The organism is Kitasatospora sp. NPDC059817 (assembly GCF_042731835.1).
In the GTDB taxonomy this organism is placed as follows: Bacteria; Actinomycetota; Actinomycetes; order Streptomycetales; family Streptomycetaceae; genus Kitasatospora.
On the sequence record NZ_JBHWIR010000029.1, the window covers coordinates 1 to 14893 of the forward strand.

Annotated in this window: 7 protein-coding genes; 5 read left to right on the top strand and 2 right to left on the bottom strand. The window is 70.8% G+C overall.

Annotated features, from left to right (window positions below):
- Nucleotides 1-62 precede the first annotated feature (62 nt).
- The gene (locus tag ACFV61_RS09130; protein WP_380490825.1) at nt 63-1505 is read right to left on the bottom strand and encodes a glyceraldehyde-3-phosphate dehydrogenase; all 1443 of its coding nucleotides are present in this window, start codon (nt 1503-1505) and stop codon (nt 63-65) included.
- Between the two features lie 302 nt (nt 1506-1807).
- On the opposite strand from ACFV61_RS09130, the gene ACFV61_RS09135 reads away from it, so the two are divergent.
- A complete protein-coding gene (locus ACFV61_RS09135) occupies nt 1808-3817 on the top strand; it encodes an N-6 DNA methylase (RefSeq protein WP_380490827.1) in 2010 nt (669 codons plus the stop codon).
- 2 nt (nt 3818-3819) lie between these two features.
- Here the strand turns inward: ACFV61_RS09135 and ACFV61_RS09140 are convergent, their stop codons facing one another.
- The gene (locus ACFV61_RS09140) at nt 3820-5319 is read right to left on the bottom strand and encodes a protein kinase (protein ID WP_380490829.1); all 1500 of its coding nucleotides are present in this window, start codon (nt 5317-5319) and stop codon (nt 3820-3822) included.
- A 147-nt stretch (nt 5320-5466) separates the two neighbouring features.
- On the opposite strand from ACFV61_RS09140, the gene ACFV61_RS09145 reads away from it, so the two are divergent.
- Genes ACFV61_RS09145 through ACFV61_RS09160 form a run of 4 tightly spaced genes read left to right on the top strand, consistent with a single transcriptional unit; the run spans nt 5467 to nt 14888 of the window.
- Nucleotides 5467-7089 carry a PD-(D/E)XK nuclease family protein gene (locus tag ACFV61_RS09145; protein ID WP_380490831.1) on the top strand — a complete coding sequence of 541 codons (1623 nt, stop codon included), beginning with the start codon at nt 5467-5469 and terminating at the stop codon, nt 7087-7089.
- A 3-nt stretch (nt 7090-7092) separates the two neighbouring features.
- Nucleotides 7093-8247 (top strand): hypothetical protein, encoded by a 1155-nt coding sequence (locus tag ACFV61_RS09150; protein WP_380490833.1) that lies wholly within the window; start codon nt 7093-7095, stop codon nt 8245-8247.
- A complete protein-coding gene (locus tag ACFV61_RS09155) occupies nt 8240-11851 on the top strand; it encodes a hypothetical protein (protein WP_380490835.1) in 3612 nt (1203 codons plus the stop codon). The genes ACFV61_RS09150 and ACFV61_RS09155 overlap by 8 nt, the downstream gene beginning before the upstream one ends.
- Nucleotides 11852-11879: 28 nt before the next feature.
- Nucleotides 11880-14888: a pPIWI_RE module domain-containing protein gene (locus tag ACFV61_RS09160; RefSeq protein ID WP_380490837.1), complete on the top strand. Its 3009-nt coding sequence runs from the start codon at nt 11880-11882 to the stop codon at nt 14886-14888.
- Nucleotides 14889-14893: the final 5 nt, after the last annotated feature.

The window sequence follows — 14893 nt, forward strand, 5'->3', positions numbered from 1 at the left end:
GCGACCGTACTGGTCACCGCCCCGCCGCCGGAACTGCCGGGACTACCTGAACTGCCGGAGGATCAGACCGCCGGGGCCGGGTAGGTCGGGAACTCGACGCCCGAGACGTACTGGACGACCCGGATGACCTGGCAGGAGTAGCCGAACTCGTTGTCGTACCACAGGTAGAGGATCGCGTTGTCGCCCTCGACCTTGGTGGCGCCGGCGTCGACGATCGAGGCGTGGCGCGAGCCGATGAAGTCGCTGGAGACCGCGTCGGGGGAGTCGATGAAGTCGATCTGACGCTTCAGCGGCGAGGTCAGCGAGACGTTGCGCAGGTAGTCGAGGACCTCCTCGCGGTTGGTCTCGCGGGCCAGCTGCAGGTTGAGGATGGCGATCGAGACGTCCGGCACGGGGACGCGGATCGAGCTGCCGGTGATCTTCGCCTGGAGGTCCGGGAGGGCCTTGGCGACGGCCGAGGCGGCGCCGGTCTCGGTGATCACCATGTTGAGCGGTGCCGAGCGGCCGCGACGGTCGGCCTTGTGGTAGTTGTCCAGCAGGTTCTGGTCGTTGGTGAACGAGTGGACGGTCTCCACGTGCCCGCGCAGCACGCCGTACTCGTCGTCCATCGCCTTCAGCGGCGGGACGATGGCGTTGGTGGTGCAGGAGGCGCAGGACAGGATCTGCTCGTCGGGCTTGATCGTGTCGTGGTTGACGCCGTGGACGATGTTCGGGACGTCGCCCTTGCCCGGCGCGGTCAGCACGACCTTGGCGATGCCGGGGCGCAGGTGCTTGGACAGGCCCTCCCGGTCGCGCCAGCGGCCGGTGTTGTCGATCAGGATGGCGTCCTTGATCCCGTACTCCGTGTAGTCGACCTTGGTCGGGTCGTCGGAGTAGATCACGGTGATCTCGTTGCCATTGGCGATGATCTTGTTGTTCGCCTCGTCGACGGTGATCGTGCCCTGGAACTGGCCGTGGATCGAGTCCCGGCGCAGCAGCGAGGCCCGCTTGACCAGGTCGTCGCCGCCGCTGTCGCGCACGACGATGGCCTTCAGGCGCAGGCCGTTGCCGGAGGCCTTCTCGATCAGCAGGCGGGCGACCAGGCGGCCGATCCGGCCGAAGCCGTAGAGGACGACGTCGCGGGCGTCGCGGCGCTCCAGCTTGTTGTCGCCGGTGGCGCCGGAGACGGCCTGGGCGGTGAACTCCTCGACCGACAGGCCGTGGTCGTCGGCCCGGTAGGTCGCGGCGAGCATGCCGATGTCGATCTGCGAGGGGCCGAGATCCAGGGTGGTCAGCGCACTCAGGAAGGGCATCGTCTCGGTGACCGAGAGCTCCTCGCCGGCTATCTGGCGGGCGAAGCGGTGCGTCTTCAGGATGCTGACCACCGACTTGTTCACCAGGGACCTGCTGTGCAGCAGGACGGTCACGTCCCGCTCGCGGTGCAGTCGCCCGATGATCGGGATCATCGACTCCGCGATCTCCTCGCGGTTCTTCCAGTCCGTGAACACGTCGTCGTTGACAGTCACAAGTCCATCTTTCGAGCTGAGGGTGTTGCGCACATGGTAGCTTCGCCCGCCCCCGCCCCTTCCGCCGGTCCCTCCCCCGCCCACTTCGCCCGAGCCCCCGACCTGCACTTTCGCCCGCTCGCCCACCCCCGGAGGTGATCACCGCCACCCTGCGGCCCCCTCTCAGACTCACCCTCGCGCCGTTCAGGCCGACAGCTGTAAACTGAGTCAAGCAACACACTGACCGGCGGCCCGTACGCACGATACGTTTTGGCGGTAGTCGGACTCGCTCGATCCCACCACCCGCGTCCTCGGAGAGCCTGATGCAGCAACCTGCCGAACCGGTCGTCTCGGTGACCCTCGCGGAGATCGCACGCATCGCAGGGGTCGGCCGCGCCGCGGTGAGCAACTGGCGCCGCCGGCACGACGCCTTTCCGAGTCCGGTGAGCGGCAGTGACGCGAACCCCCAGTTCTCGTTGGCCGAGGTGGAGAAGTGGCTGGACCAGAGGAAGAACCCAAGGAAGAAGAGCAGGCCCACCGTCGGCCAGCTCGAACGACTCTGGCCGAAGATCGAGGCGTTGGGTGACCGAAGCGCCATGGGAATGGTGCTCGCCGCTGTCGGCGCGAAGCTGAGCCGACCCGATAACCCGAACGCCCTGCCGGTCCGCCCGGAGTTGAGTGCGGATCAGGGGTCACTGGCTGAGGAGGCTGTTCGACTAGCCGAGCAGGAGGGCGCTTCGGAGACCTTCGACTTCCTACTCCAGCGCTGGCTCGGCACGCACGTACGCCAGATCAACACCACGCCGGAGCCCTTGGCCGAGCTCATGGTCGACCTCGCGCAATGGCTCACCGACCTCCCAGTACGAACCGTCCTCGATCCGGCATGCGGCACCGGAACGCTCCTGCTGGCCGCAGATCGACGATGGAGCGGACCCAATGAGCTGACACTGCTCGGACAGGACGTCGACCCGGTCCTCGCATCGGTGGCAGCGGCCCGCCTGCTCATGGCGGGGGCCCTTGGCCGAGTCACCATCGCGGACACCCTGCGAGCCGATGCCCTACGGGCCGTTCAGGCCGATGCGGTGCTGTGCAATCCGCCCTCGAACGAGCGCGACTGGGGGCACGCCGAACTCGCAACGGACGCCCGGTGGCTGTTCGGACAGCCTCCTCGCACCGAGCCGGAGCTCGCCTGGGTCCAGCACGCCGTCGCCGCCCTCGCGGCGGAAGGCACCGCCGTCATGGTGCTGCCCCCCGCCGTGGCGGCCCGGCGGGCAGGCAGACGAATTCGCAGTGCACTCTTGCGCACCGGAGCACTTCGTGCAGTGATCGCACTTCCGCCCGGTGCGGCTCCCCCGCACGGCGTGGGCCTGCACCTCTGGGTCTTGTCCAGCCCCTCCGAGGACCCGGCCGGCTCCGTCGTGCGGCTGGTGGACACTGTCGGACGAGCGGGCGCGCCATCGCCCGGGCAGACCTCGATCGACTGGCCCGTCCTGCGGGCCACCGTTCTGAACGCACTCCGAGACGACGAAGCTGCGGCCTGCGTCTCCGTACCGGTGATCGACCTCCTCGACGAACAGGTCGACCTGACCCCCGCTCGGCACGTCCCGGCTCCGGATTCTGCGGCTGCCATCAATCTGCGCCAGTCCTGGACCCGGTTCGACCTCAGGCTCGGTGAGGCCCGGGACGTCGGCCGGGCACTGTCCAAACTGACTCCCGCGCAGGATGACGGCGCCGTCACGCACACCACGGTCGGCGATCTGGAACTGGCCGGGGCACTGGAACTGCACAGCGGGCAGGCCCTTCCGGAACCGCAACTACGGCGTGGTGACCGACCGTCCGACGCGGTAAGTGTCCTGACAGTCCCGGACCTCGGATACCCGGACGAAGCCCGCCACTGGCTCCCGGCGGTGGAGGCCGAGACCGGTGAACGAGCGGGCAACCTCACGGTGACGTCATCTCAGGACGTGGTCGTGGTGGGCTCACTCCGGGCCTTCGATGCCTGGGTCGACACCGAGGCTCCCACGATCCTCGGCCCGCAACTCCATCTGATCCGAGTGGACCCCACGGTCCTCGACCCGTGGTTCCTGGCCGGCTGCCTACGCTCGCCCGCGAACGCCCGACAGGCCGGAACCCATGCCTCGACGTCGTCGCGGGTGGATGTCCGCCGCCTTCAGGTACCCCGGCTCCCGTTGGAGGAACAGCGCGCCTACGGTGAGATCTACCGACAACTCACCGCCTTTGAACAGGCGGTGACGGAACTTCGCACGGTATCCGGTGACATCGGTCAGGCTCTCGGTGAATTACTGGCATCCGGCCGACTTCCTCGCACCTGACGTCACTCCTGGAGCAACAACTGCAGAAACGGCCGGGCTTCCTCCCCCCGACCGAACTTCTGCAGCTTCGTAGCCACTTCACGACAACGGGCCACGACTCCGGGCGGGCTCTCCACCAGGCCCGCGACCTCGTGGACCACATCGGCCCAGGCGTCGAAACCACCCTGCGGATCGCCGGTCTCCATCAGGCACTCGGCCACCCCGACCCGCGCCTCCAGGGCGATGATCCGAAGATCAGGTGCCGCCTTGTACTCCAAGGCCTGCGCAACGGCCCGGTACAACAGGCCCGCGGCCGCCCAGGCTTCACGCCCCCTGGCGGCGTCCGCGCAGAGCAACTGCGCCCGCGCCACCGGGCGATGACCGAGCCCCCAGGCCTTGCGGGCGTCTCCCAGTGCCAACTCCAGCCCCTCCAGCGCGGGACCGGCGTCGCGCTCCGCCAGCTCGGCCCCGGCCAGAGCGAGGAGTTCGTCGAACCGGGCACGATCCACTCCCGACCTCACGCCCCGGCCGGCCGCGCGCTGGGGAACCGGGCGTCGCACCACGCGGGCGGGAACCGACGTGGCGGCCACCGCGCCGGGCAGGCGGTAGCGGGCAGTGGGGTCAGGCACGAGTTCACGACTGGGTGCGGGCGATCCGACAGCGGGCAGGTGAGCGCGCAGGACATCGAGCGCCCGGCCGAGGCCGCCCGACCGCTGGGCCGGGTCCTTGCTCAACAGGCGCCAGACGAGATCATCGACGTCAATCGGGACATCGGGCCTGAAGTCACTGACGCACGGCGGAAGATCGTGCTGATGCTGGGTGGAGCGGTTTCGGTCCGGCTGGTCGAGGAACGGCTGGCGTCCGGTCAGAAGCTCGAACAGCACACATCCGAACGAATAGAGATCAACGGCACTCGTGACCTTCTGCTCCCCCCGGAGCTGCTCGGGAGCCATGTATCCGACAGTCCCCGGAGTGGCGCCGTAGGCGGTGTACCGGGTTGCGTCGGGTCGGTCCGGGAAGGCCACCCCGAAATCGATCAGCTTCACCGAACCATCCGCCGTCAGCACGATGTTGTCGGGCTTCAGGTCCCGGTGGATGACCCGTCCTCCATGAGCGTGCACGAGGGCCTCGGCGATCTCGACGGCGATGGCGATCGCGGCGCCGAACGGCAGCGGCCGGAACTGTCCGAGGAACCGGTCGAGCGGTACGCCGTCGACGAATTCCATGACCAGGAAGGGAGCACCCCGGTGGAGCCCGCGGTCCAGCAGGCTCACGATGCCGGGGTGGTTCAGGTCGGCGAGGAACTGCCCTTCCCGTTCGAAGCGCTTGAGCAGCTCGGTCTCCTGGCGCACCCGCTCGGCCGGGCTGAGGCGACCCTGGTTGTACTGGTCCGGCCGGATCTCCTTGACGGCCACCAGTTCGCCGGTCTCGGTGTCGATCGCCTTCCAGACGCACGCCATGCCGCCCCGACCGAGCGCCTCGACGATCCGGTACCGGCCTCGGACGACTTCGCCCTTTTTCATCCTCACCCCTGTCCGCCCTGGCATCATGCGTCTCTCACCATAGCGCGCCCAAACCGACAGCACTTCATCGCTTGACTAAGTTCACAACTGTGCGCTCTCCTGGTGTCTCGGCCGAACAGCTCCGAACCCACCGAGGGGGCTCCTCCTGTGACCGTTTGGCAAGCTCCCGCCGGCACCACCGGCGATCCCCGCCTCGTCCGCACCTCGCTCCCCCTGCTTCAGGAGGATCCCCGCAGCTGCCCGCGCGGCGCGGCGCTGCACGCCCGACCGTTCGTGCAGCAGTTCCCTCCGCGGTCGCGCCGCAGGCCCGTCAAGGACTTCGCCCCGGCCCCGATGACGACCGCACTCGACGCGATCGAGTTCGACGGGATCGGAGTCGACACAGCTCTCCACAAGCTCCGCCAGCGGCGCGACTGCCACCCGTCCCACCTCGCCTGGGCAACCGAAGCCGTACGTCACTACCTCGCGGCGCGGGCAGAGCATGCCGCCGAATACGCGTCCGGGCCGCAGCTCCTCCCAGCGAAGGACGCCTGGGTGACCACCACCGACCTCGCCGCGCCGGACGCGCGGGGAGCCGTCCGCTATGAGCGCACGGCCTGGGGCCGCCGGTACGCCTCTCCGGACGGTCACGTCAGGGAGATCTGGCTGCTGTCCGTGAACTCAGTAAAACCTCGGACCGATGCGGAGATCGCCGAGGCGGCCGCAGTAGCGGCGACCGGTGTTCCGGCGAGGGCGGAGTTCGGCGAGCCCTACCGCCCGACCGGAGCCCGCAGCGCCCTCCCGGAGCGGGTCCGGGTGGTGGCGGTCGGCTGCGGAGACGGGTCCCGTACGGTCCTCGCCGACTGGGACGCCGAGGAGGCAGCTGAGCGGTTCGCCCGACACGCCAAGTCGGTCCTGGCCCGCGCCGTCGCGGCGGACCAGGTGGTTCCGGGCTCGACCTGCGTCGACTGCGAGGGCCTGCCGAGCTGCTCCCAACCGCCCCGGGTCCCGCTCCTGCTCGGCACCGACCGACCGCGCAGGCAGCGCCGCCGGCGCAGCGTCTCCGTCTCCGACCTACGCACCCACGCCGTCTGCCCTGCCAAGTACCACCTGACACGCGTGCTGCACCTGAAGTCGGCGGAACCGGAGAGCCCGGCGATCCGGCGCGGCCGGGCGGTGGACGCATGGCTCAACGAACAGCACGGGTCCCGGCGCAGCTGCCGCTCCGCGCCGCTGCCGGACGCCCTGCCCGGCCTCACGGCAGAGGAGACCAAGTCGGCCGTCCGGATGATCGCCGAGCACGCTGCCGTCTGCCCTCTCGACGGCCTGCCGCCGGACGCGGCGGTGCAGGTCCAACCGCGCGTGACCGCGTACGACCCGGAGGTCGACGCGGTCATCATCGCCGACCCCGACCTGCTGTACACCGACGCCGGCGGCTGGGTCTGGCGCGAGACCAAGACCGCGGCGTCCCGCCCCTGGGAGGGACGTCCACTGCTGGAGTCGTTCCCTCAACTCGCCCTGGCCGTCCTGCTGATGTCCGCAGGAGTGCTCGGTGGCGACCCGCGTCGCGCTCGGATCGAGCTGGAACTGCTCTACCAGGACGGCTCCGCCTGCGAGGAGCTGTATCCGGACGATCCCGAGACTCTCGACGAGGCCAGGCGGGTGGTCGCTGGCCTGGCCGGCCCCTGGGCCTCGGACGAGAGCTTCGCCGCCACTCCCGGCCGCGGGTGCACTGGCTGCGAAGCCCTGCGCTGGTGCGGCCCCGGCCTCGATCACACGACTGGGAGTTGACCCGTGCACCCCGCCCCCGACCTGCCCCCGCACGCCGCCGTGTGGTCCGCGCACGACGGCCTACCGCTGCTGCGGACCCTGGCCACCGCGCTCATCGGGCTCGAAGCGATCACCGGCCTGGACGGATTCTCCCTGCCTTACCCCGCCGAAGCCCAGCGGGCTCTGAACCGAACCGTTCTCACCTGCCTGCTGCAGGGAGCCGAGCCACCTGTCAGCCTGCCGGAGCTCCTCACCTGGTGCCGGTATCGGCCGATCTCCGACTGGCCGCTCGATCTCCCCGCCGACGCCGTCGGCCGCACGGATCACCTCCTCGATCCGGACTCCGGCCGCCCCACCGAGCTCTGTCACGAGTGGGCCGATCGCGCCGCCGACAGCGCTGCGAATCAGCGCGACCGCGAGATCATCAGGACCGCGCTGCGGCTCTGCCGCGATTGCGGCGAGGAGGACGCCTACACAGAGTTCCGACGGCTGCTGGTGAACCGGCCAGTGCTGACCTCGGTGGAGTTCTTCGACGTCACCAACGACCATGTGCTCGATCCGGTGCGCGAACTGATCCGCCGGATCTACCTCCCGGTTCCGGCGAGTCACCTTCGGGCCGGGGCCTACGCCGGCTGCGCGCGCTGCCTGACCCTGCTGCTCCCGGTTCAGGACGGCTCGTGGTGGTGTGAACGCGATCACTGCCGCCGACAGGGATCTGCTCCGGTCGGGGACCTGTGGCCCACCGAAGAAGTCGGTGAGCTCTTCCAGCTGGAACGGCCGTTGCGTCAGTTCGTCACCGGGCCGGGGCGGGCGGAGACCGACCTGGAGCACGCCCTGATCACGCTCGGGCTCCGGGTGCGCATGTGGCCCGGTTTCGATGCCTACGACCTGCACGTCACCTTTCCGGACGGGCATGTCTGGGCGATCGACGTCAAGGACTGGGCACACCCCGCGTTCCTGGGCCGGGCGGCCCGGCCCGTCGCACCGGAACCCCCCTATGACGAGGCGTTCTGGGTTGTTCCGGAGTACCGGGTCGACGACCGACCCGGCTACCTGGACATCTACCGTCGGCACCGCCCCGCCTCGGCCCGGGGCCTGCCCCTGCTGACCGACGCCGACCTGATCGCCCGTGCGGCCGCTCGGCTGCGTGGCGCTCCCGATGGAGGTATCCATGCGTGACCGCGACAGCTGGCACCGGCCGGTCAGCCGCGAACTCAAGCGGCTGTGGCGCGAGATCCCGGTCGAACTCGGTGACGTCAAGCCCGCCCTGCTCTGCCAGGTGGAGCTCGCCCTCCGGGTACTGGAACGCATCGCACCGGACGAGCCGGCCGTCGGCGCGTACACCTTGCTCGCCGGGTACCCGTTCGCCCGGGCCGCGGGCCTCGCCGTCACACCCGACCACGAGCTGATGCTCACCGCTGTCCGTCACCGCGGGTGGACCCTCCGCCGCCGACGTGCCTGGCAGCAGGCGTTGGAGACCTACCTCGCGCTGCCGGAGCGGCTGCGCGCGTACCACGTCCCGGAGGAGAGCGGGCCGGTCCGGTCCCTCGGCTTGGCCGTCGCATCCGGCCGACTCGCGGTCTACGACGCGGCGCTGGCAACCCTGCCGGACTTCGACCGCCGACAGCTTCGCCTGGCCCCCTCCGGTCGCAGCACCTTCGTCGAACGCCGACGGCCGGCCTCCGTCACCTTCCCCCCGGAGCTGCGGCCCGACCTCGCCCCGGGGCACGACCTCACGGCACCCCGCTCCGGAGCCGGAGCACCCATCCGGCTGACCCGCGACGACCTCCTCGACACGGCCCGGTGGATGGACCGGACCGAGGCGGCCTCGGACACGGCGAAGCGCGGGCATTGGGAGCAGCGGCTCGCCGAGCTCCGGCTGGCCCCTCGCAGTACCGACGGCCGGTCGTTCGCCGATTCCGACGAACTGCTCCTGGACGGAATGCTTCACCTGGTGGGCATGGTCGGGGCCGGCAAGAGCACCCTCATGACACTGGTCGCGGTCTGGGCGGCCCGACGCGGTATGCGCACCACGTTGGTGGTCGGCGACGTCGCCGAACAGCTGCGGCTGAGCGCCCTGTTGCGAGACCTCGGGCTGCCCGCCACCCCGGTGCTCGGCCCGACCACCCGGGAGACCCACGTCCAGCGGCTGCACCGCCGCATGGCCGCCCGTGGTCTGGAGAACATACTGGACCACGACGACCCCGGCTTCGACGACCTGAGCACGGTCTGCGTTGTCGACGCCCTCCGTGGCACCGAGGCTGCCGAACCGCTGCGCTACGCCGACGCGCCGTGCACCTCACTGTTCCCGGAGCGGGCCGAGACGGCCGGCCCGGACGGCGCTAGCGGTACTGACAGCTCTGAGCCGATCGCCCTCCCGGAGCGCTACCGTCCGGGAGCCACCAGCACCGCGCCGCTGCCCATCGGCGCCCGACCCGCCGGACAGCAGCACGGCTGCCCGGTCTGGAGCGCCTGCCCCCGTCACCGCACCGCGCGCGAACTGGTGGACTCCCTGATCTGGATCGCGAACCCGGCCAGCCTCGTCCAGTCGTCGGTGCCGCACCACTTGAACGAGGAGCGGCTGCGCCACCTCGAACTCGCCTGCCTGCGCAGCGACATCGTCATCGTGGACGAGGCCGACTCGGTACAGATGAAGTTCGACGAGATCTTCGCACCGTCCGCAACACTGGTTGCGCCCGGGCCCGAGTCCTGGCTGGACCAGCTGCACACGCACAAGATCGAGGAGCTGTCCCGGCAGGGTCGACTGCCGCTGACCGACCAGGAGATCGAACGCTGGTCCGCGTCCCTGGCCGTCGTCTCGGCGGCGACGGACCGGCTGTACAAGCGGCTGATCGATGACGCGGACCTGCGGGAGTGGGCGGACCCCGAATACTTCAGCCCCTGGACCCTCCAGGAGAAGTTGCTGGCCGAATGGTTCGAACCGAACGTCACGCCCGGCGCCCCGGACGGGGTCGCCGACGAGAGCGAACTCTTCGAGGCGTACGAGAACGACGATCCCGAACCGGAGCCCGACACCACGGCCATGCAGGGTCGGCGCGCGATCCTGACCTCCGTCTTCGACAGGTTCCGCGACGATCCCCTCGGCGGACACGGGCCGTACGGTGACCCGACCGACGATCTGGTCGGCCTCGCCCAGGATCTGTTGGCCACCCTCTCGGCATCGAGCACCCGGCGTCGAGTCCTCACCGTCCTGAGTGAGCTCCTCGCTGACACGGCCGCGTCCACGAATGACCCGAAGTGGCTCGACATCACGGCCCGCCGGGTCGAGTTCATGCTGCTGCTGTCAGCGCTGAACCAGCGGCTGGAACGGCTGACCTTCCTGTGGCCGCAGGTGGAGGCCGCGCTTCATCTGGACTCCACCGGGAACGACTTCTCGCGCCGCCCTCCGCTGGACTACGCCCCGCTGGTCCCGGAGGCGCCGATGGGCAACGTCCTCGGGTTCCAGTACTTGCCCGACGAGCGGGAGCGGGACGAGTCCGGGCGCCACAGCGGCACCCTGCGGTTCTTCCGCTGCGCCGGTGTGGGCCGGGAACTCCTGCTCTCGCTACACGAGTTGGGATCTGACCCGGCAACCTGCCGCCCGGGTCCGCACGTGGTGCTGATGTCCGGCACCAGCTGGGCGGGCACGTCCACCCGGGCCCACGTGCTCGCACCGGTCGGAGCGGTCCTCAAGCCGTCGGAACGGTCACTGGAGGCGGTGCGGCGCAGTGTCTTCCGCACCCGGTTCCTCTACGACGACAGCGGGAATCCGATCAGCCTGTCCGGCACTGACCCGAAGGACCGGCTCACCGTGGCCCAGGCGATGGCATCCATTCTCGGCAGCCCGGGCCGCGGCCAGTCGCCGAGCCCGTTGGAGGAGGAACTCACCCTGGTCGGCGACGACGAGAGGCGCCGCGCGATCCTCCTCGCCGGCAGCTACAAGGAGGCCAACGCCGTCGCCGACATCCTGCACGGCATCGAACGCTGGCACGGTCGGGTACGGGTCCTCGCCGCGGACGACGCGGACCTGGAGCAGGCGGTCCGTGGCCGCAGCCCTGTTCCCGCGCTGTCCGGGCGTGCCACCGCCCTCCGGCGTGGCGACCTCGCAGCCTTCGCCGAGGACCTGCGCGCGGAGATCCTCGTCGCGCCGCTGATGGCCGTGGAGCGCGGGCACAACATCCTGAACGCGCAACGGAACGCCGCGTTCGGCACCGCGCTGTTCCTCGCCCGGCCGCACCCGCGTCCCGATGACCTGGCACTGGCGATCTTCGCGATCAACGACTGGGCCACCCGCTTCGTCCGCGACCACCCGGGTCTCGACCAGGGCACCTTCACCGATCTGGTGAACAAGGCCGGAACGCTGGATGCGGCCGGGCTCGCCTTCCGCCACGTGGCCCGACGTGAGTGGCGCCGACTGCTCGCCCGCCGGTACATCTACTCGCGCCTGTCCGAGGCCGAGAAGCAGGCCTTCGTCTGGGACCAGCTGGTGACGATCTGGCAGGTCATCGGCCGACTGGTGCGCGGCGGCGTCCCGGCTCGGGTGGTGTTCGTCGACGCCCGGTTCGCCCCAAACCTGGCCCGAGCGCTCGCACCGAGCGTCCAGGCGTCCCAACTACCGTCCGACGAGGGCCTGCTGAACCGGTTCCGGTCCGTCCTCGCCCCCTACTTCGACCAGGACGCCGATCCGACCCGCTTCACCGACCCCGGAGATCCAGCCCTCGCCCGCCTGCTCTACCAGCCGTTGTTCGAGGCCCTGACCGACCTCACCCATCACCGCAGCTGAGCATCCGCGAATCCGAACGGAGGCCACCATGGCCAGGAAGTACCAGAACATCCGCACCGCCGCCTGGACGCCGGTCTCGTCCGAGTCCTCGCTCACCGCCCACTACCGCTCCCTGCCGTTCCCCGAGCAGTGGCGCGAGGCACTGCTCGACCTCTGCAACGCCGGCCGATCGCCTCAGGCGGAGCCCTACCGAACGGTCCCCACCTGGCGGCTGGACCAGGTGCTCCAGGCCCTCGCCCCGGACGTGATCGTCCGGCCCCGCCCCTCCTTCCACAAGAACGAGGCCCCGGACTTCTGGCTCTACACCCCGGCCGAGCTCGCCGACCCGCTGCCGGGCCCGGCACTGCGCGCCCTGCTCTCCGCCTGGCTGCGCGACCTGCGCCCCGAACGTGAGCACCGCGACCAGCGCCGCGCGGTCGAGGCGATGCTGTCCGCGGACCCACCGCAGTGGCAGCCGGTCGAGGCGGAGCTGCTGCGCTGCCCGCCCACCAAGGGCAGCACCGCGGCGCCCGAGGCCCGTCAGTTCCAGCTGACGACCGACCACCTGGCCCGCCGGATCCTCGCGCTGGAACCGTACGACTCCGGCGCCGGCAAGCTGCACTTCCGCGCCGTGCCGCGCGGCCCCCGCGACCAGGGCGCGGAGTTGGTCTCACAGCCGCTGCCCTGGGACGGGAAGGGCGACCGGACCTGGTGGTTCTCGGTGGTCCTCAACATCACCCTGCACACCGTCCCGTTCCAGCCGCTGCCCCGGCTGCACCTGCACACCCACATCCGCCGCTGGGCGACCCGCACCAGTCAGACCACGGGACGGCTGCGACTGCCCTTCGGCCGCCGCACCTCCGTCCTGCTGCGCCCTCGGGTGCCGTGGCTGCCCGGCGCACCCGCGAGCGAGCGCTTCGCGGTGGCGCGGCTGGAGTGGAACCGCGCGGCCAAAGCCATCGACTGGGTCGGCGGTGGTCCCGCCGGAATGCTGGCCGACATGTCGCTGACCGAGCCGTTCCCCGACGCCGACGGCATCCTGAGTGGCCCCGAGGACTGGCTGACGGACATGCGCGCCGGTGTGGTGTACAGCACCGCGATGGGCAGCCACGAGGTCGGCGCCGGCCTGATGTCGAACCAGCGCTCGCAGATCGTCCGCTGGGCCGAGCAGGCGCTGCCCGAGCAGCTCCGGCCCACCCCGGCCCTGGAGTACTCGCGGCGCGCCTCCACCAGCAGGCCGGCGAACGTCCCGGTCAAGCCCTCCAAGGAGGTCGAGAAGGCCGCCGAGGACGTCCGCGTGGCCACGGCCCGACGGACCGGCGCGGCCTTCGCCCTCGATGCCCTCACTGCCTTCGCCGCCCCCGACATCGCGAACGGTATGGCGGACCGGCACCCGGTGCTGGAAGCGCGACTGCTGTGGCAGACCGCCGAGATGCGCGACACCGCCATCGCCGCCCTGGTCGACCACCTCGATCTCAAGGACGACGGGACGCGACCGACTGCCGAGGCCTACGAGGCCGCCCGTCCCGGCAGCCCCGCCGTCCTGGAGTGGGACTCCGCCGAACTGACCGTCCGGCTGCGCTGCCTCAAACTGACCGGCCCGCTCGCCGGCGACCTTCCGCTCGGCGAGGGGCGGCCCACCCGCGCCGCCGTCACCACCGCGCTCAGCGCCCGCCGGAGCGAGGTCCGTGCCTTCCTCGGCGCCGACCGCACCGACGGCATCCCGTCCCTGGCCCTGGCCGAGATCGACCGCCGGGAGGACTTCAGCACGCCCGATCACGACCCCAAGTTCGCGCTCCGCCTGGGGTCCGCCGACGCCGGTGTGCTGACCCAGTTCATGGCGGTCCCCAAGAAGGTGAAGGGCTACAACAGCGAGAAGAACGCGGACTTCCGTGCCCTCAAGGCCTGGGACGACGGGCTCCGGCAGCTCGGAGTGCGCGTCCACCCCGAGCACAACCTGGGTGAGCAGCTGCCCGACGACCTGCAGTACGCAGCGGTGTGGATGGTCCGCAAGAACGCCCGCAGCCGCACCCGCTGGGCCGGCCACGAGCCGGTCGCCGTGCGGGTCGTCCCGACGCACCCGGGCACCGGGCTGGCCCGCGTGGAGGGCTGGGACCGGAAGGCGGACAACGGCGCGGGCAGGTGGATCCCGTACCCGGCGCTGCTCCTCCGGCTGACCGCCCTCTCCGAGGTGCCGTCCGCCGTGCCCGCGCCGCGCGACGGTGAGGAGCAGCCGGCCGAACGCCCGTCGTGGTGGCAGGACATGAAGCGGCAGCGCCAGGAGACGGAGGAGTGGCTTCAGAAGGTGGTGCGCTCGCTGCGCGGCACGCCGACCCTGCTGCTCGCCCACGCCCAGAACTGCCGCTCGCACTGGACCTGGCTGCAGGACGGCCAGACCGAACCGGACCGGATCCGCACCGGCCTGTCCGTCCGGCGGCTTGACCCGGATCTGCGCCTCGTCCGGGTCCGTACGGCCAGGGGCCGCGAGACCGCCCAGTGGTGGGGCGTGCACCCCGACGAGGTCAACGGCGTGAACGGCCTGCCGGCCGACCTGTGGACCGACCCGACCCTGGCCGAGGGCACCGCCCGGGTGTTCTGGTCGACCACGCCCAAGGCCCTGCAGTTCAGGCAGTCCGCGGTGGAGGCGGACAAGCTCGCCCCGCGTCCGCTCCAGGCCGGCCCGCGTAAGGGCGCACTGACCGTCGACACCGACAAGGCCGCGTGGAACCCGGGCCTGGTCGAACTCGCCGTCCTCGGCTGCCACCGGGCCGACGGCGACGACCCGGAGGCGCTGGCCATGGCCGTCCACCAACTGCGCCAGGCCCCGGACCACGCGGACGCCCTCAGCCTCCCGCTCCCCCTCCACCTCGCCGGTCTCGCCCAGGAGTACGTGCTGCCGACGCTCGCCGACCAGGACACGGCGTCCGAGCCCACGAGCGATCCGGCCGCCGACACCGACCCGGATGCCGCCGAGGCCGCGGGCCTCGCCCAGGCCCCGGAGCCGGACAGCGACCCCGAGCAGCTCTCGCTGTTCGCCGCGGACGGAGTTCTCGGCTAGACAGA